Origin of the sequence: Aliidiomarina sp. (genome assembly GCF_022565475.1) — a bacterium.
Taxonomy (GTDB): domain Bacteria; phylum Pseudomonadota; class Gammaproteobacteria; order Enterobacterales; family Alteromonadaceae; genus Aliidiomarina.
Window position 1 is genome coordinate 45,763 of record NZ_JAIUMR010000002.1, and the last position, 18,682, is coordinate 64,444.

The 18,682-nt window shown below is 49.7% G+C and carries 18 protein-coding genes; 6 read left to right on the forward strand and 12 right to left on the reverse strand.

Features of this window, described 5'->3' with window-relative positions; all coding sequences use genetic code 11:
- Positions 1-19 precede the first annotated feature (19 nt).
- Positions 20-1,465, reverse strand: coding sequence for a YfcC family protein (locus LAT77_RS01985; RefSeq protein WP_290562869.1), 1,446 nt, complete (start codon positions 1,463-1,465; stop codon positions 20-22).
- A 165-nt stretch (positions 1,466-1,630) separates the two neighbouring features.
- Here LAT77_RS01985 and LAT77_RS01990 point away from each other — a divergent pair, with 165 nt between their 5' ends.
- On the forward strand, positions 1,631-2,197 hold the full coding sequence (locus LAT77_RS01990; RefSeq protein WP_290562870.1) for a DUF1439 domain-containing protein: 567 nt from the start codon (positions 1,631-1,633) through the stop codon (positions 2,195-2,197).
- On the opposite strand, the gene LAT77_RS01995 is transcribed toward LAT77_RS01990, so the two are convergent.
- The 8 genes from LAT77_RS01995 to LAT77_RS02030 form a co-directional block, all read right to left on the reverse strand.
- Positions 2,194-2,985 carry a class I SAM-dependent methyltransferase gene (locus LAT77_RS01995; RefSeq protein WP_290562871.1) on the reverse strand — a complete coding sequence of 264 codons (792 nt, stop codon included), beginning with the start codon at positions 2,983-2,985 and terminating at the stop codon, positions 2,194-2,196. The genes LAT77_RS01990 and LAT77_RS01995 overlap by 4 nt on opposite strands.
- On the reverse strand, positions 2,982-3,422 hold the full coding sequence (locus LAT77_RS02000; RefSeq protein WP_290562872.1) for a GNAT family N-acetyltransferase: 441 nt from the start codon (positions 3,420-3,422) through the stop codon (positions 2,982-2,984). Before LAT77_RS02000 ends, LAT77_RS01995 begins: the two co-directional genes overlap by 4 nt.
- Positions 3,423-4,253, reverse strand: coding sequence for a Dam family site-specific DNA-(adenine-N6)-methyltransferase (locus LAT77_RS02005; RefSeq protein WP_290562873.1), 831 nt, complete (start codon positions 4,251-4,253; stop codon positions 3,423-3,425).
- A 69-nt stretch (positions 4,254-4,322) separates the two neighbouring features.
- Positions 4,323-5,426, reverse strand: a complete 1,104-nt coding sequence (gene aroB, locus LAT77_RS02010; RefSeq protein WP_290562874.1) for a 3-dehydroquinate synthase — start codon at positions 5,424-5,426, stop codon at positions 4,323-4,325.
- A gap of 2 nt (positions 5,427-5,428) precedes the next feature.
- Positions 5,429-5,947 carry a shikimate kinase AroK gene (gene aroK / locus LAT77_RS02015; RefSeq protein ID WP_290562875.1) on the reverse strand — a complete coding sequence of 173 codons (519 nt, stop codon included), beginning with the start codon at positions 5,945-5,947 and terminating at the stop codon, positions 5,429-5,431.
- A gap of 108 nt (positions 5,948-6,055) precedes the next feature.
- Positions 6,056-6,901, reverse strand: a complete 846-nt coding sequence (locus LAT77_RS02020; protein WP_290562876.1) for a hypothetical protein — start codon at positions 6,899-6,901, stop codon at positions 6,056-6,058.
- Complete coding sequence (locus LAT77_RS02025; protein ID WP_290562877.1) at positions 6,891-7,355, reverse strand: hypothetical protein; 465 nt, start codon at positions 7,353-7,355, stop codon at positions 6,891-6,893. Before LAT77_RS02025 ends, LAT77_RS02020 begins: the two co-directional genes overlap by 11 nt.
- Positions 7,342-8,046 (reverse strand): hypothetical protein, encoded by a 705-nt coding sequence (locus LAT77_RS02030; RefSeq protein WP_290562878.1) that lies wholly within the window; start codon positions 8,044-8,046, stop codon positions 7,342-7,344. Before LAT77_RS02030 ends, LAT77_RS02025 begins: the two co-directional genes overlap by 14 nt.
- 116 nt (positions 8,047-8,162) lie before the next feature.
- Between LAT77_RS02030 and LAT77_RS02035 the strand changes: the two genes are divergently transcribed.
- Entirely contained in the window at positions 8,163-10,733 is a 2,571-nt protein-coding gene (locus LAT77_RS02035) for a penicillin-binding protein 1A (protein WP_290562879.1), read from the forward strand.
- A gap of 36 nt (positions 10,734-10,769) precedes the next feature.
- On the opposite strand, the gene metL is transcribed toward LAT77_RS02035, so the two are convergent.
- Complete coding sequence (gene metL, locus LAT77_RS02040) at positions 10,770-13,217, reverse strand: bifunctional aspartate kinase/homoserine dehydrogenase II (protein WP_290562880.1); 2,448 nt, start codon at positions 13,215-13,217, stop codon at positions 10,770-10,772.
- 174 nt (positions 13,218-13,391) lie between these two features.
- Between metL and metJ the strand changes: the two genes are divergently transcribed.
- Positions 13,392-13,739 (forward strand): met regulon transcriptional regulator MetJ, encoded by a 348-nt coding sequence (gene metJ / locus LAT77_RS02045; RefSeq protein WP_290562881.1) that lies wholly within the window; start codon positions 13,392-13,394, stop codon positions 13,737-13,739.
- Between the two features lie 52 nt (positions 13,740-13,791).
- On the opposite strand, the gene LAT77_RS02050 is transcribed toward metJ, so the two are convergent.
- A complete protein-coding gene (locus LAT77_RS02050; RefSeq protein WP_290562882.1) occupies positions 13,792-14,229 on the reverse strand; it encodes a hypothetical protein in 438 nt (145 codons plus the stop codon).
- A 27-nt stretch (positions 14,230-14,256) separates the two neighbouring features.
- Complete coding sequence (locus tag LAT77_RS02055) at positions 14,257-15,507, reverse strand: malic enzyme-like NAD(P)-binding protein (protein WP_290562883.1); 1,251 nt, start codon at positions 15,505-15,507, stop codon at positions 14,257-14,259.
- Positions 15,508-15,743: 236 nt separating this feature from the next.
- On the opposite strand from LAT77_RS02055, the gene LAT77_RS02060 reads away from it, so the two are divergent.
- The 3 genes from LAT77_RS02060 (at position 15,744) to LAT77_RS02070 (ending at position 18,586) form a co-directional block, all read left to right on the forward strand.
- Complete coding sequence (locus LAT77_RS02060; RefSeq protein WP_290562884.1) at positions 15,744-16,733, forward strand: class I SAM-dependent methyltransferase; 990 nt, start codon at positions 15,744-15,746, stop codon at positions 16,731-16,733.
- 196 nt (positions 16,734-16,929) lie between these two features.
- Entirely contained in the window at positions 16,930-17,748 is an 819-nt protein-coding gene (locus LAT77_RS02065; protein WP_290562885.1) for a DUF6689 family protein, read from the forward strand.
- Positions 17,749-17,752: 4 nt separating this feature from the next.
- Positions 17,753-18,586 carry an FHA domain-containing protein gene (locus tag LAT77_RS02070; protein WP_290562886.1) on the forward strand — a complete coding sequence of 278 codons (834 nt, stop codon included), beginning with the start codon at positions 17,753-17,755 and terminating at the stop codon, positions 18,584-18,586.
- Positions 18,587-18,682: the final 96 nt, after the last annotated feature.

Genomic DNA, 18,682 nt, shown 5'->3' on the forward strand with positions numbered 1-18,682 from the left:
TCTGGCTCAGTCGTCGGCGTTAACTGGTATGGGCAGCGATTGCGCTTTCCAGCACCATAGCCGAGACTTGCGGTTGGTAATCGGCACCATAACCGAAGATAACAGCCAGCACCAAAACAACCGTACACGCCAGCATAAGCTTGATCAGCAACGGCATACAGAAGCGGAACCAACGGTCGTAAGGTACACCAGCAATACCGATAATACCCATGAGCACTGCATTGGTCGGTACGATCATGTTCGAGAAACCGTCACCAAACTGATAGGCCAACACCGCAACTTGACGCGGTACGCCCACGAGGTCACTCAGCGGTGCCATGAGCGGCATGGTCACAAACGCTTGGCCAGAACCGGACGGCACAAACAGATTGAGAATGGTTTGAATAATCAGCATACCCACCGCAGACAGTGCGGCTGGAACGTGTGACAGCGGCATTGACAGGCCATTAACGATACTGTGCAGCACTTGACCGTCTTCGAGAATGAGGGCAATACCACGAGCAATACCAATTAGCACGGCGGTTGTGGTTAAGTCTTTAACCCCTTCGATAAAGCTGTCGGCTGCTTCGTCGAATTTCAAACGACCGAGCACGGTAATCAGTAGACCCCAGCCAACGAAGCAGGCGCCGAGTTCATATAAATACCAGCCGTATTGAGAAATGCCATAGATGGCGATCGCAATGGTGACTAAAAAAGTGCCAAGAATTAAGCGATGACGACCGTTTAGTTGCGGGTAGGCGGCCTGTTCTTGGCCGTTCAATGGGCAGGGTAAGTCAGCAACTAACGACTGCGAAGGGTCGGCTTTGACTTTTTTCGCGTAACTCCAAACATGATGGAAGGCAATCAGCACGAACGGCAGAATAATCGCCAAACGTAACCACAAGCCTGAGTACGGCGGTACTTCTGCAATGCCCTGAGCAATCAGAACGGTAAATGGGTTAAATGCCGACACCCCGTAACCGACGCCGTAGCCAGCAACAGTCATCCCCACCGCGGTCATGCTGTCGAGCTTCATGGCTTTACATAAGGCCACCAAAATCAGCACGAACGGAATATACTCACCGGCGGTACCGATTGCCCCCGACGCGAGTGAGAAGAAGAATATCACCATGAAAATTAGTTTCTCAGGGCGATCGCGGTGCTTCTCAAGTAAACGACCAATTAACGCATCAACGGTGCCGGTGCGACGGGCAATCGCGAGTACACCACCGACGATAAAGACAAAGAAAATAATGTCTTGAGCGGCAGCGAAAGCACGCGGAACAGCAGTTAAGAGTTGCCAAGGGGTGAGTAACTCGCGTTCTTCCACCAGCTCATAGGTGCCGGGAACGACGACACTGCGACCCGTGTCCGTTAATTCAGTTTGGAAAAATCCTTGGGGTACGATCCAAGTCGCAATCATCGCGACGATCATCATGCCGAACAGCAACGTGAGCGTATGCGGGACTTTAAATGCTTTCTTCATAGAAAGACCTTCATTGTTATTATAAGAATTAAGTGGAAACCCAAAAGTTGACCAAGTTTACCTGACCATTGCCGCACAAACAAACGCCTAAACCGCAGGCAATAAGTTTCTTATCGCATCTAAATCCCGTAAACTTTGAGTTCGATAATAATGGAGATTCGTCGTATGCGGAACGTGCAGTGGCTATTTATTTCGTTGGTGCTCCTTTTTGTCAGTGGTTGCGCCCAAGTTCAGCAATTGGCGAGTTATCGGGTCACCGAAGCCGATCTCGAGCAAATACTCATGCGCCAAGCGGATGAGCTCGCCGGACGCGTGTCCATTATGGGTGTCCGAGTTCCGCTCAAAGTCGAGTCCTTACAGGCCAAGATTGGTCCGGATGGCTCTGATTTAGTTGAACTAAGCGGTGCCTTTAAGCTGGAAATTTCTCTTTTGGGATTTGAATATCCAGTGGCGCTGCAAATGACCGTTTCCGGAGCGCCTCAATACAACAGCCAAGAGAAAGCGATTTTTGTTCGCCGGCTGAATATTATCAATTCGAGTGTCGATGCGGGTGGTTATCGCGGCAGCTTGGACTCGCTCGACCAGCAAGTTCTTGCGCTGATTGATGACTTTTTAGCGGAGCAGCCGGTCTATCGGTTAAATCCAGACGAGCCGATTCAACGTGCACTCATGCAAATTCCGGTCAACATGGCGGTTGAAGAAGGCGTGATTCGTTTGTCACCGGGGCGTTAAGCCTTTGGATAGGGCGCTTTCATGTAGACGTCGAAGCGATGCTTTTTGCTCAGAACCTGTGAGCTGGGCTTTTGCCCAGCTAGAAAGGGTGCTTTTACTGGGCGCTTGACCACCACACGATGCTTGGCGAGCGCCAGTGCCATGGGTAATAGACCGTCGGCATCCAGATCCGGGCCAACCAAGTGTTGCAGGATCTGCATATCTTTTTTCACCGCTGCTGATTTTTCCCGCTCTGGGAACATCGGGTCCAGATACACAGCATCAATGTCTAGCTCTAACCACCGGCTTGGGATGTCGCTGTGCTCAAGTAACGAACCTCGTGGCAAGACTTCCACCTGCGCAGCCCAATTTAATTTGTCGTGGAGTTGCTGATGCTGTTGCAAATGGAGCACTGCTTGGTCGAGCAGCGCGTGAATTGCAGGGTGACGCTCCAACAGCCAAACGTTGCAGCCGGCATGGGCCAGCATTAAACCGTCACGACCGAGCCCAGCTGTCGCATCTAAAACGCGAGGACGGAAGCCATGAGCAACGCCGAGTGCACGCACGACCGCTTCCTGTTTACCGCCCCCAAGCTGCTGGCGCCATGCTTGGCGCCCTCGGGTGTAATCTAACGTCAGTGGTTGGTACTCAGGACGGGCGAGCCAGCGCAGTTGTAGACCTTCGCGCGTGAGCTCCAAGTCAAAGTCGTCACCCTGATGTGTCAGACTTAACTGATATTGCCGAGCAAGCTCAGCTGCGGCGGCTTGCAATTCGGGTTCAGCGGCGACTAACGCCAGTGATTGGGTCACCGACGATATTCCATGAGTTTATGTGGAATGCCATCTTCTAAATATTCGTCGCCAATGGCAACAAACCCGAGTGAACCGTAAAAATCGAGCAAGTAGGTCTGGGCATTCAGCTCAATCGGTTGATCCGGTGCGCGCGCAAGAATTTCCACCATGGCGCGTTCCATCAACTCGCGGCCATAGTTTTTTCCTCGCCCGCGTTGATGCACGACAACACGGCCGATTTCGGATGTTTCATGGCCGGGGCAATGCAGGCGAGTATAGGCCACGAGACCCTCGTCATCGTAACCACAGAGATGTAACCAATTGGCATCGGTGCCGTCAATGTCATGATACGGACAATTCTGCTCAACAATAAAGATGTCCTGACGAAGCCGAAGAATGTCGTGTAATTGACGGACGCTAAGTTCGTCGAACGCACAAGCAAAGAAACGTAGCATTTATTTCCTCCGTGGCTGTGGCACAAAGAAGGCAAGTAATTCACCTACTTTATTACGAGTTGCCCCGTTTTGGCTAATAAAGCGATGAACTTGCAACGTAGTCAACTCCGCTGACTCATAGAAGATACGTGCAGTTTCGGTATCGTGATTACTGATTAAAACGGGGATACCACGTTTTTGCGCCGCATGGATGGCTTTTTGGGCCAGCAATAATTGTTCATCGAGACCAAAACCATGGGTTGCATAGCTGGTAAAGTTTGCCGTCGGGCTTAACGGCAAATAGGGTGGATCGCAATAAATGACATGGCCTTGTCGGGCGCGGCGAAAACTCTGTTGAAACGGCTCACAGGTAAACGTAGCTTTGCGTGACTTTTCGGCAAAAAACTCAAGCTCGGCTTCGGGAAAATACGGCGCTTTATAGCGACCAAACGGCACATTAAATAAGCCTTTGCTGTTGTATCGGCACAAACCATTGTAGCCATGGCGATTCAAATACAAGAATAACAACGAACGTAAATAGGGGTCGCGAGTCTGGTTAAACGTCTCACGGAGCTGGTAATACGCACTTTCGGTGTTATTCGCGGGGACAAAAAAACGACGCGCGTCCTCGATGTAGGTTTTTGGACGACGTTTAAGTGTTTTGTACAGCTGAATCAGGTCGGGATTAATGTCATTCAGTAAGTAGTGATCATAATCTGTGTTTAAAAACACAGATCCGGCGCCAACGAAGGGCTCGATTAATTTATCGCCGGCGGGAAGCAAGCGTCGAATGGGCTCGACCAACATGTATTTTCCGCCTGCCCATTTGAGAAACGCGCGTTGCTTTTTCATAGGATAAATAATCGCAGCTTTTATTATTATTGATCGAATTAGTCGACGTGTGGGCGCGGAGTAGCCTCTTTACGCCAGAATAGCATTTAACTGGTCAGCGCTTATCTGGTCAAAAATGGCCGCCGAACCAATGGCTGTGGGTAGAATAAAACGAATTTTACCAGCTTTCACCTTTTTATCGCGCGCCATTAACGACCACCAAATATCAGGTGTCATATCCTGCGGTGGTTGCAACTGATAGCCACTGGCGATCAGCAATTGTTCGATGCGATGGGCATCGGCTGGCGATACATACCCGCAGTGCTCAGCGAGCTTTGTTGCCATCAGCATGCCTGCCGCGACGGCTTCTCCGTGTAGCCAACGGGTATACTGTGTATGTGATTCGATGGCATGGCCAAATGTGTGGCCTAAGTTCAATAATGCGCGCACACCCTGCTCGGTTTCATCTTCAGCAACGACCGCTGCTTTAATCTCACAGCTGCGTTTGACCGCGGTCATTAATGCGTTCGCGTCGCGCTCGAGGATCTTAGAGAGATTTGTCTCGAGCCACGTGAAAAAGTCAGCATCGGCCATGATGCCGTACTTAATGACTTCGGCAAACCCAGCGAGAAATTCGCGTGGTGGCAGGGAGTTCAGGGTGGCAATGTCGATCAATACAGCACTAGGCTGGTGAAATGCCCCGATGAGGTTTTTACCGCCGGGGTGATTGACCGCAGTTTTGCCGCCAACGGAAGAGTCAACTTGGGCCAGTAGCGTGGTAGGTACTTGCACAAAATCAACGCCGCGTTGCCAGGTTGCGGCCACAAAACCGGCCATATCACCGACAACGCCACCACCGAGGGCAACAATGATGCTGTCGCGACTTAAACGTTGCGCAACGAGGCAGTCCATAATGTCACGGAATGTATCGAGCGACTTGTAGACTTCACCGTCAGGCATGAGAAACACATGCGCATCCGAATGTTCGAAGCCGGCAGCACGAATACTCGCTTGCGCTGTGCTGAGATAGAGGTCAGCAACGGTTGGGTTACTGAGGATAAACACCTTGCGCGGCGACGCTGAAAACGTCTGCGTTAAGACTTCTCCGAGCGTGTTCAGGTTCTGCGAGCCAATGTGAATCGGATAGCGGCGCTGACCGATTTCCACATGTAGTTCCTGCTCGCCGACAGCCATGATTATTCTCCGAGTTGCTCGATGATCTGATTTGCGACTAATTTTGCGCTTTGTTCGTCTGTTTCAATGATGATATCTGCAATTTCTTCGTACAGAGGATCACGGATTTCTGCTAACGCTTCGAGCACAGCTCTTGGATCATCCGCTTCGGCAATCAATGGGCGACGCTTGTCGCGTTGGGTGCGGGCCACTTGTTTTTCAATATTCGTTTTCAGGTAAACCACGACCCCTCGTGCGGACAGACGGTTACGGTTTTCTTTGCTCAAAATTGAGCCACCGCCGGTCGCCAAAACGATACCTGTATTCTCAGTGAGTTCGCTGATCATTTTTTCTTCACGATCACGGAAACCCTCTTCACCTTCAAGTTCAAACACCCAAGCAATATCAGCACCAGTGCGGCGTTCGATTTCATGATCAGAGTCAAAAAACTCCAAATGGAGGGATTTTGCGAGTTGTCGACCGATGGTGCTTTTGCCAGCGCCCATGGGACCAATTAGGAAAATGTTACGCTTCTCAGCCATAGCTTATGTACGTCACTTCTTAGAATACTTGAATAAAATGCGTTAAATGAGTGCAGATCCACCCCTGTGCCCCGAAAAAAGACACGCGATTATCGCAATTTGTCTGCGCTATGGCAACCGGTGTGGCTCTGGTCCGTAATCGTCAAGCCAAGATAGCTGTGCTTGTTGCAGCGACGAAGGGAAGGCGATTTCATACTGGCAGTCGTCATCCTCACGACTGAAGAGTGTTTTTTTATTGCTACGAGCGTTGTGATCAGCCGACTTGCTTGAATTCAAAATAAGCTCTGCTGTTGGCTCGATAATAGGATCCTTGACCCGATAAAAAGTCTCGCCTTTCAAGGTGGCAACTGTGCTGGGTAAATCGAATGGCTCGACCTCTGAGGTGATCCACTTGAGATAAGCCGAAAGTTGCAACTCAGGTGGGTTATCGCAACGATCGTGCAATGTAATAGTGGTTTCACTCTCGGTTTTTGACAACTCTGTCGGTGTGGCGGGAGCCAAATTAAGCAAACGTTCGGCGGCACTCACGATGGCGATGCTTTCCGTATGAGAAGACGAGTATTCAAGTTGCAGGGCTAGATGGAACAGGCTGGTGTCGTCGCGCCGCATGACCACATTCTCGACTCGCCACTGCGAAAGTAAAGCGACTTGGAGCCAAAGTGAAAGTGCTTGTAAGGTTCCTGAAAGTTCGATGTCAGCCCGTTCACCATAGCTGCGCAGACGAATCACTTGGTGCTGCGAGCCCGAGGCTAGTAAGCTCGATGGCAACGTCGAAATTGTTTGCCCCGGCAAACGGGGTTGCACAGCGACAGGCGCGACAGTGGCCACTTGTTTTCGCGAATGGCCACCCGCTGAGACGCTGACGACAACCAGCAAGCTAAGCAGTACGAGCAGATAAGCAATGAAACGTTGCGGAGCTGTGCATTGATAGAAAACCGAAGGATTAATTCGCATCGTCGGGCTGCCACTGAAAAACCATGCGACTGAGCGGTTCACCGGCGGCGTTTAATTCAAACTCATAGCCGGAAGCTTGCCAAGACTTGATGTTAAAACCATTGAGAAGTGACACCAGCTGATTCGTGCTGGCAGAAAAAGTGAGTTTAAGTTGCGCATCTTGGAATTTGAATTGCGATAAAGTCCGAGCAAGTTCGGGTTCATCGGCTATCTGGTGAATCCACTCAGCCAATGGTGGTTGTTGATGCTCAGGCGTAGCGATTACGACGAACTCTTGTTGGTCGAGCTGGTGAAGAGACGGCGTCACGTGGAGCTGAGAGCGATGGCGCATGAAAAAGACAATCGAAGCAATTACAACCATGACGACACCAACGACCAGAGCTTCGCGTCGCACACGCTGTTTCGTCGCCTGCCACTGTGCACTATAGGATTGGGTCAAGTTAATCAGTGGCATGAATCACCAGCCGCGGATTTGCAGCGAGAACAGCGGCACAAATTGCCAGTTCGACCTCCAAACGTTGAGGTTGCTGCAGGTTTGCTATCGTAATTTGTAATTCATCAGCCTGTATGGCGTTTACGATGGGCAGACGTAATGATTGCTCGAAATTGCCAGTCATGAGCGTGGATGACGACTGAAAAAGTAATGGTGGAATTCCGCCTAACACTGACTCAACCCGACGGTCGGCAGTATCACGATGCTGCGGATCGACCACGTGAATGAAGCTCTCTCCCGAGGCACCACGGACAAGACTCCAATGTGGGTTTGCAATACCTTGACGTTGAAGTTGCTGATTGACGATATAAATAACTTCATCGGGGGAAATTCGCTCCGGAAGCAAGACCGATTGCTGCAGCGTCGGTAAAAACTGACCGAAAACTACCTTATCTTGAAATTTTTTTATCGCGGGTAATGAACTTCGCGCTGCGGTCGCAGTCGTAAAGGTGTGTGAGAGTTGAGTTCCTATCGTCTCTGCATATTGCCAAAAGTGCGTGCACAGCCATTCACTTTGGTAATTTTGCAGAGCGACTAGGATCCCCCCAGCAGCGTTGCTGGCGTAACCAAAAGCCCATTTATTCGTGTTTTCTCCCGTTCTTGAACGCTGTCGAGATTGTCTATGCTCAAAAACTCGCTGAAATACCTTCATCCCTTCACATCCTTGTGGCTTTGCATTAACTTTTCGCAGAGAGTTCTACATCCGGTTAAATTTAGCGCATAATACCTTTATAATCCGTCGTCTTTTTGTAAGTAAATGGCCAATTTGTGATTCGATTTCTAAAGTACGCTGTCATTTCCCTCGTGATTCTTACCCTTCTCGGTGCAGGTGCCGTCGCAGGTCTTTACTGGTATGTGAAAGATGAATTACCCAGTGTTGAGACATTACGCGATGTCCGCTTTCAAACACCGATGCAGGTGTATAGCGCCGACGGTAAGTTGATTTCACAGTTTGGTGAACAGCGGCGGATCCCGTTAAAGCTCGACGAAGTTCCTCAACCCATGATCGATGCCATTTTGGCGACGGAAGATTCGCGTTTTTACAGCCATCGAGGGATTGACCCGATTGGTGTGGCGCGCGCATTCCGTGTCTTGGTGACGACCGGTGAAATCCGCGAAGGCGCGAGTACTATTACTATGCAGTTGGCGCGTAACTTCTTTTTAACGCGCGAGCGCGCGTGGATGCGGAAGATTAAAGAGGCTTTCATTGCGCTGCATATCGAGGAACTATTAAGCAAAGACGAAATTCTCGAGCTGTACCTAAATAAACTTGAATTAGGTCATCGAGCCTTTGGTGTTGGCGCCGCCGCGCAGGTCTATTATGGTCGCGACATCCACGAATTGACCCTTGCCGAAATAGCCACGATTGCGGGTTTGCCCCAAGGCCCTTCAATTTTGAACCCGATTAGCAATCCGCAAGCCTCGGTGCAGCGTCGGCGTATTGTTTTGGGTCGCATGCTCGACGAGGGCTATATCAATCGCGCCGAGTACGACGCAGCGTTTAACGCGCCGGTAACTGCCCGCTATCATACCGCTGAAATTGAAGTCAGTGCGCCCTATCTTGCGGAGATGGTGCGTCTGAGTATGGTTGAACGCTTCGGTGTCGACGAGGCCTACAACGGTGGTTATAAAGTTTTTACCACGGTGCATTCTGAACAGCAGCTTGCCGCCCAACGGGCGCTGCGTGAAAATCTTCATGCCTATGATGAGCGCCATGGCTATCGTGGGCCGGAACGTCGCTTATGGGGGATTGATGTACAGCGCTTAAGCGCTACTGAAACCTTCGGTGCTCAGCATCCGGCTGACGAAGCAACGGCAGAATTGATTCGCCGTTATCAAGGTCAAGCATGGTCGCAAGCGGACGTGATTGCCTACTTAAACCGTCAACCACGCATTGCTCAGTTACAGCCTGCGGTTGTGCTGGCCGTTCATGAGCAATCCGTTGAGGTTATGACCCGCACTGGGGAAGCACAAACATTGCCCTGGGAGCAACTCGATTGGGCACGACGCTATATTGATGCTGAACGCCAAGGCCGCGCGCCACAAACGGCCGGCGAAATTTTGCAAATTGGCGACCATATTCTTTTGCGTCCGGTTGACAACCAATGGCGGCTCGCACAAATTCCTGGTCCGGGTTCTGCTGTGGTGGGATTGAACCCACAAAATGGTGCAATTGAGTCAGTGGTCGGCGGTTACAGCTTCAACTTAAATCAGTATAACCGCGCCACACAGGCCAAGCGGCAAGTCGGCTCAACGATCAAACCGTTTATTTTTGCCTATGCACTAGAGCGTAATTTTACTTTAGCGTCGTTAGTGAATGATGCGCCCATTACCCAATGGAATCCATCTGCCGGCTCGGCTTGGCGGCCACGAAATTCACCAGAAGTGTACGACGGACCCATTCGCTTGCGCGAAGCTTTGGCTCGCTCGAAGAACGTGGTGTCGGTGCGTCTAATTCGCGAACTTGGCGTCAATGAAACCGCCGATTATATGGCTAACTTTGGTTTTATGAATGACGAGATCCCGCGCAATGAATCCTTGTCGTTAGGCTCAGCGTCATTTACACCGATGGAAATTGCACGTGGCTATGCGGTCTTTGCCAATGGTGGCCATCTGATCGATCCGTTCTTTATCGAGCGGATTGAGGATGCCGATGGCAATATCGTTTTTCAGGCTGAGCCGCGATACGCCTGCGCGAGTTGTATGTACGAAAGCTATCAACAAGAACATGGTGAAGGCGCGGCGCCATCGCGTCCCTTCCGGCAGGCACCGCAAGTAATTTCTGAGCAGGTTGCATTTTTGGTCACCGAAGGACTGCAGTCGGCAGTTTGGGGTGGTGGCAGTTGGGCGCATAATACGGGTTGGAATGGTACTGGCTGGCGCGCACAGAGCTTGCGCAATCGAAATTTAGCGGGTAAAACCGGTACCACCAATGACGTTCGTGATGCTTGGTTTGCAGGCTACACGTCGGGCATTGTTGCGGTGACTTGGGTCGGTTTTGATAACCTTGAATTTGCGCTAGGCCGTTCAAGTTTGAATGCGAATTTAGGTCGTCAGCGGCAGCCCATTGTGGGCTCGGAAGCGGGTGGCACGACGGCATTACCTGGTTGGATCTTATATATGGAAACGGCTTTGCAATATAGTGAGTCGGAACCGTTTGAATTACCCACGAACATGGTGTCCGTACGAATCGACCAACCGAGTGGACGCTTAACTAATCGCACTGACCACACGAGTATGTTCGAATATTTTATTCGCGGCACCCAGCCGACAGATTTCGCCGAACAGAATGGCCGTGGGCGGCAGCTGTTTGAAGATGAAGAAGGACTGTTCCGTTAAATTAAAAAGGGAGTCACCATGGTGACTCCCTTTTCGCTAGATTGCAGGCTGAATCGCCAGTCGTGCGAGCAGCTGATGGAGATCAGATTGCACGCCGCCAGCTGTGACCTTGCGGCCTGCACCCGGACCACTTATCACCAGTGGCATATCTTTGTACCAGTCACTGTAAATCACAAAAATATTTTCACCCGGTATCAGGTTGGTCAGCATGTCCTCGACCGAGATGTACTCGATGCCGACACGCGCATGACTGCGCCCCTCTTCGACGGAGAAGCTGGCCATGAGCCGCGGTACTTTGCGATCTTGTTGGGCTTCGAACCAGAGTTTTTGCATCGGTTGGTCGAGTTCGTGCAGCCGGCTCATAAACTCATCAAGCGAAACATCGCGCAAATTTTCCGGGACTAAGCCGTGAATTTCTACGTCATCCCAATCAAGCGTGGCTCCGATGTCACGAGCAACAATGAGTAGCTTGCGCACAATATCATGGCAGGATAAATCTTCGCGAGGATCCGGCTCAGTGAAGCCTTCGGCTCTTGCTTGGCGGACGAGGTCACTGAATTTTACTTCACCATCAAAGTTCTCAAACAACCAGCTCATGGTGCCTGAGAAAATACCAGAGATACTGCGAATCCGATCACCGGAACGCATCAAATCGTTGATGGCATAGTTTAATGGCAACCCAGCGCCGACCGTGGTGTTGTATAACCATTCGCGTTTACATTCATGTTGAATGGTGCGAATTTCTCGATACAGGGACTCTTCGGCGGAACCTGCGCGTTTGTTGGCACTAATAATGTGCATACCCGTCGCAAAAAAACTTGGATACAGGCGTGCAATCGCTGCCGAGTCGCTGAGATCAAGTAGAATCAGCTCATCGACGGGGGCATTCGGTAACTCGCGGAGCAGCTCGGTCAATACATACGGTCGCGCCAAACGTGAGAAATTTTCCGACCAATCTTGCAAATCTGCACCACTATAATCAAGCCAAAGGCGCGATGAGTTGGCGATGCCGAGAATGCGCACATCAACATTCTCCGTTAATCGTTCGCGTTGTTGACGGAACAATTCGATCCATTCACTACCTATGTTCCCACGACCAAGCACTAAAATTCCGACACTGCGGCGGAAGTTGAATAATTGGCTATGCAAACGACTGAGTAAGCCATTGTCGAGCTTTTGCCCCAAAATGGCGACAGCCGAAGTTTTATTGCCAGAGACAAGAAAACGGCGTAGTTGCTGCTCACCGACTTCACGACGTAATACCGCAAATTGTTTACTTTCTTGAATCCGAGCGCCCACGAGAGCGACCATACTATAGCCGCTAACTTCATGCACAGCATGCTCTGCGTCCTGCTTCGCCAACCAACCACGAACGAAGTCGAGGTGGTTTTGATGGAACGCATAGTATTTCTCACCGGTATCTTCTTCGATCCAGCTGACTAACGGTTCCAGTTGCGTGCCTTCAAAGCGCTCAATCACATCCGTGTGTTTCACAGCAATACTAAATAAGGCCACATCTGACAGCGAGGTCAGGACTTTGCCTTGGGCCTCCGTGTAGTCATATTGCCCAATTCTGGTTTGCTGATTCTCGACTTTTAAACTGGAGCGGACACTGATGATCATCCGTTCCCGATTGACGGGCTGGAATGTCCGTGGGTGCAAGACCGGGCTACCTAAACGCGCCAGTTCCTCGGCTTCGCTCCAGTCTAAAGTGGGTAAACTGACCACACGCTCAACTTTACGCGGATCCGCTGAATAGACACCGGCAACATCTTTCCAAATCGTAACTTGGCGGCTATCGATTAAGCTACCGATCAAAGTCGCTGAGTAATCGGAACCATTGCGACCGAGTAATAAGGTGCGGCCGGTTTTATTCTCTGCACAAATGAAGCCTGTCACGATAAATCGTGTGCCTGGATAAGGGCCAAGGCGAGTGAGTAAACGTTCACGTGATGGGCTCACGGCAATGACTGGCTCAGCGGCATCATCGGCGGAGAGAAAAGTACGTGCATCAATGTAGTCTGCCCGCGTGCCTTGTTTTTGCAACAAGGCTGCGAGTAGACGCGCCGACCATAACTCGCCGTAGGCGCAAAGCTCTGCACGTTCAATGACTTCGTCGCCGATAAGCCAGCGCTGCCAGCGTTCAAAATCCTGCTCCGATTGGCTGAGAACTTGCTCAAGTAAGCGCCCTGACAAGAGTTCTTCGATTAAACCTTGCTGATACCGTTTTAGCGAGGCGAATAAAGTGCCCGCATACTCTGGTTGCGACTCGCGAGCTTCGGCAATGGCGATAATCCGGTTGGTGGTGTCACCCGCGGCAGAAACGACGACTAAATCACTCACGCCCGCGTGTTCAGTGACAATCCGCGCAACCCGCCGGTAACAATAGGCGTCGGCGAGGCTACTGCCACCAAATTTGTGCAGATGAATTTCATCGGCAATTGCTTGAATGCGTTCTGGAGACGGGAGTGTGTTTTTGCTCATGCTGACTGCCTGCTAGCCTCGAATTGATAGGTGAATTGATCGCATCATAGCGAAACTTTAAGGCAAATAGAAGTTTAGATGGCTAAATAGATTAAAAAAGGGCATAATCAATAATACAAATTTATAATAACTGAAAATTCGCAAGCCCGCGTCAGATTTACCGGAGGTTTTCAAATGGATTGGGATGGCAAATACATTTATCCATATGCTGAGCACGGCAAGAAGAGCACACAGGTAAAAAAAATCACCGTATCGATTCCGGTGAATGTGCTGAAGGTGTTAACCGATGAACGGACACGCCGGCAGGTATTAAACCTCCGTCACGCGACCAATAGTGAATTGCTTTGCGAGGCGTTTCTGCATGCGTTCACCGGCCAGCCGTTGCCGAATGACGATGACTTGCGCAAAGAAAACCCGCATAAAATTCCTGCTGCTGTGCGTGACTATCTTGATGCCAACGGGATTGAATATAACGAAGAAGACTTAATCGAAGATCCGGAAGCGTTTCATTCAGCAAAATAGAAAAGGAGGCACAGCCTCCTTTTTATTATCAATAAAAAAATAGCACTATCGCTTAATGGTAAAGTAAGTGTCCCGCTTGAACTTGGGTGAACATACCGCTTCCTGCCAACGCCCGCGCGACTAAACGATGATCGACATCAGCGCCACGCGGTTCAATCCATAAACGATTACCCGATGTGCCAAAGCGCAGTGGATAATTGACTGCCCGGCGCAGTTGCCGCTCGGCTTCGACAAGTAGCTCTGGTAATTCAGCGCCGCGACCTGCGGCTGCGTATTCGCGGTGAGCTTTGGCCACTGCTTCGTCGTACCAAACGACATCGATGGGCCCGGAATGACGAAACTGGGCAATCCCAGGATCATCGCGAAACGCTTGCAAGAGCACAGGATTCAGCGTGATTTCCGGTCGCGGTTCTGCATCGGGCGAGCTGGCGCACCCACTTATTGTCAAACTTGCAGCGAGTACTAATGTATAAACGAATGTTTTCAGCATACGTTAATCCTCCTCAAAGGCCTGCGGTTATTGCCGGTCGGCCATATAGTTGGCCGGCGGCTCAATACGTGCAACTCCGGATGCAACTGCAGCATCAGCGACGGCACGAGCAACGCGGCCACATAAACGTGGATCCATGGGTTTCGGAATGATGTACTCCGTTCCAAATGCCAATGCATCGACCCCTGCAGCTTGGAGCACGGATTCAGGCACAGGTTCCTTCGCGAGCTGGCGAATTGCTTGCACAGCAGCTAACTTCATGTCGTCGTTAATGGCACTTGCGCGGACATCGAGTGCGCCCCGGAAAATAAACGGGAAACAGAGCACGTTATTCACTTGATTCGGATAGTCTGAACGGCCCGTCGCCATAATCAGGTCGTTACGAGTGGCTAGGGCAATGTCCGGGCGAATTTCAGGATCTGGATTCGAACAAGCGAACACAATAGGTTTCGCTGCCATCAATGCAAGGTCTTCGGCAGCTAATAAATTAGGTCCAGAGACCCCGACAAATACATCCGCTTCGGTAATGACGTCTTGGAGCGAACGCTTGTCGGTATTGTTGGCAAACAACTGTTTGTATTCATTCAGGTCGCTCCGGCGAGTGTGAATGACACCTTTCGAGTCGAGCATGTAAATGTGCTCACGCAAGGCGCCACATTTAATGAGCAGCTCCATACAAGCAATCGCGGCCGCCCCTGCGCCCATACAAACAATTTGCACCTTACTGATGTCTTTGCCTTGAATTTCCAGAGCATTCAGTAAACCGGCCGCGGTGACAATGGCGGTACCATGTTGGTCATCATGAAAAACTGGAATATCACAACGCTCGATTAAGGCTTGTTCAATTTCGAAACATTCCGGCGCTTTAATATCCTCAAGATTAATTCCGCCAAAGGTGCCCGCGATGTTGGCGACGGTATTGATAAAATCTTGTGTGGTGCGATGGGTCACTTCAATATCAATCGCGTCGAGTCCAGCGAAGCGCTTAAATAGCAACGCTTTGCCTTCCATGACCGGCTTTGATGCTGCCGGGCCTAAATTACCCAAACCTAGAATCGCGGTGCCATTACTGATGACAGCAACAAGATTACCCTTTGCCGTATAACGATAAACATCGTCAGGATTTTCTGCAATTTCGCGCACCGGCTCAGCAACACCCGGACTGTAGGCGAGCGCGAGATCTTTGGCACTGTTGGCGGGCTTTGTTAACTCAACACTAATTTTTCCCGGTGTTGGCAACGCATGGTAATCAAGTGCTTGCTGGCGAAAATCGGTCATATTGCTGTGGTATCCATTTGGCAAGATGCAGAAAATTGCAAAATTATCAATTCGACTTGAGTGTAACGCCTTTAATAGAATAAACAAATCTTACCTTTGAACCGCCTTTGACGCTTGCGAGCTAGGCACTTCAGCGGTAAGGTGAAGCATGTGTAAAGTGAGCGGCAAGCGTGTGACTACGGCAGCGAATACGCTCATTCATTGAACTATAACGACAAGAAGAGAAGAAGTAATTTATGAACCATTGGAGTCAGTACTGGAAAATATCGAAAGCGGTAAATAGTTTTGCAGAAGGAACATCGGCATCGGGATACCACGGTGACGTTGAAAAATTCTGGCAAACAGAACTCGCGGACTTAGCTGATGACGCGGTAATTGTTGATGTCGGTACTGGTAATGGTGCGTTAGCGATGTTGGCCAGTGAGTATGGCAAAGCGAACAATAAAAAGTGGCAAGTACATGGTGTCGATGCCGCGGAAATCGATCCGGTTAAAGCCCTTGAGTCGAAACCTGACGTCGCAGCAAAGTTGCAGGCGATTGAATTTCACGGTGGTGTCGACATGGCGATCTTGCCGTTTGCGGATCAGTCTGTGGACTGTGTGATCAGTCAGTTTGCTTTGGAATATGCGGATGGTCCAGCAGCGGTCAAAGAAGCATTACGTGTGCTCAAGCCAGGTGGCAAGCTTGTCGCCATGGTTCACCATAAAAAATCGGATTTGATTAAAGACTCAGGACGTGGTGTCGAAATCTTCAATCATATTTTGAATAAAACCCCGTTATTTATGCAAGCGGACCTATTATTGCGACTCGGTGCAATGCAAATGCAGAACATGGATTTCGCAACCTGGCAGAAAACACAGCCTTTCCTTGCCGCCACAAAAACCGTTGAGTGGATTATGCATGTGGTTGGTGAGGAGTTTAAAAGCGACGAAGACCGAGTGTGGTTAAATGACGCATTTGGTCGTGTGATTGATGTGATTAATACCGGTCGAGACGAAGAAACAGCGGCCCGTGCAGCAGAATGGCTCAATATGACCTATGATATGTTGCAAGGCCATCGCTTACGACTTGAAGACCAGCTGGCTGCAGCGCAAACTGAGGCGGGCGTGAAGAAGCTCATCAAAGCCGCAGGTAAGGCAGCAACTGAACAATCTTACAGTGACTTTAGTACCGAAAATGAACTGTTTGCATGGACGTTCAAGCTTGTAAAGGCAACTGATTCATAACGATTTTTCATAATCTACATGAATAATTAATGCGTCAGCCGATTTTTTGCGAAAAATCGGCTGTTTTATATAAATTAGGGGTAAACCCCTATATCCAGTTTCGTGTTCTGTTGCCATGATTGTCGGAATACCGTTTTAACCGGTTGATTTGAACTATGGTTCAAAGGAACTGAAATTACTGAATGAGGAACAAAAGATGCTTAAGTATCTCGCTCCAGCTTTAGTTGCGCTCACCTTAGCGGTAGCTGCTCCGGCGTGGGCAGCTGATGAAATTCGTTTTAGTGATAATCGCATTTCGGCGGACCTAACTGTTGAAGGTTATCACTTGCAATTTGCTGTTTCATTTGCCCAAGCAATAGGTCTAAATAAAAGCAACGTTGATGTTACGGTTCAGACAATTAGTGCGAACGACTATTCCGTCCTGAGCCGCTTACCTAACCGATACCAGACCAGCGTTCTCGAAAGCTTTCCTGTTATGCTTTCAATTAAGCCGAAACAAGACCGAGGTTTCGCTTTTTCAGGTGAAGCAGAAATAGAGTTTTACACGACAAGTATTGATTTCGATGAAAACATCCGCCTTTTCCGCTCTCATGATGGTGGTACCTTCGAGGACATCACCCATTTGATAGCGCCAGGTAGCATGCGTGCTCGCGGTTCGTCCGGCACCTTCTCAGACTTTATATTGTTGGTTGATAATCGTGATAGTCGCCAGGTTTCTCGAGAGAAGGCAGTCGAGTTAGCTTCATTCTTAAATGCTCACATCCATGAGTTTGAGTCTAGTTTTGCAGGTAACGTTGTCGCTTTGGCACGTAACGTCGAAAAACATGTCGTAAACGGGCGTCACCAAGCAGCATTGTCCAATTTGAATACGATGCTACGTAGTGTAGAAAACGCAAATGCCGACCAAGTACCGAACATTTGGCGTTCAAGTGACGACATAGCAAATATTCAAGGCGAGGCGCTCAGTAAAGGTCGTAGCTTGCGCTTTACACTCAATGAATTAATGCGGAAATAAGACTATGCCACTGCGCTTGCAGCTGCGGTACGCAGACAAACCAGCCGAAAGTCATGTTCTCTTCGAAGGTAAGGAATACTTGCTCGGTCGCGCGGATGATTGTGATATCGTGTTGGATCACCCTTCGGTATCTCGTTACCACGCTCGTCTTAGTGCAAGAAATGGTGTTTGGCAGCTGCAAGATCACAAAAGCCAAAATGGTTGTTATCAAGCGGGAGAGCGCGTAGAAACAGTCGCCCTCGCTCCTTACGCTGATGTGGTTTTGGGGCCGGTACAATGTCGGATGGAACGAGTGGAACATCGACAAATTACAGCAGAAAGTAGTTTCCATCAGTGGCGACAGCGATATCTGACCGCAGCGACAGGTCAGTTTTTGCAAGAAACTTCGTTAACTAATTTACTTCGTTCTGCAAGTGATACCTTGTCGACAATCTTGTCCAGTGATCGTGCCGCGGTGATATTTTTGGACGATCAAGGTGAGATATCAAATTGTACAGGTTACCCAGCTTGGCTCAATGAAGCTACGTTTAGTGGCAGTCGAACGGCAATCCGACAAGCAGTAGTAACCAGTCAACCGTTGGTTTTAGCAGCTGTTCAACAGAGTCCGGGTATTGCTCAGGCGCCTAGTATCATTAGGAATCACATCCAAGCACTTTTAGTTTTTCCGATTGTAGTCGACGAAACAGTCGTAGCTGTGCTTTATGCTGATAGCCAAGCAGAGCATCGAGCGTTTCTGGATACAGATCTAGTCATTGTTCGAGCGTTTGCGCGACAGCTCAGTATGGCATTACAAATACAAGACATTGAATCGCGAATTGAGAAACTACGAGTAAGTTAGTCCCTGCGGCAATTGTCACAAGAAATATTTCTAGATATTTTTGCATAAACCCGCGTTAGGGCTGTATCCTAGTTAAAGAATAATAACAGCCTTTAG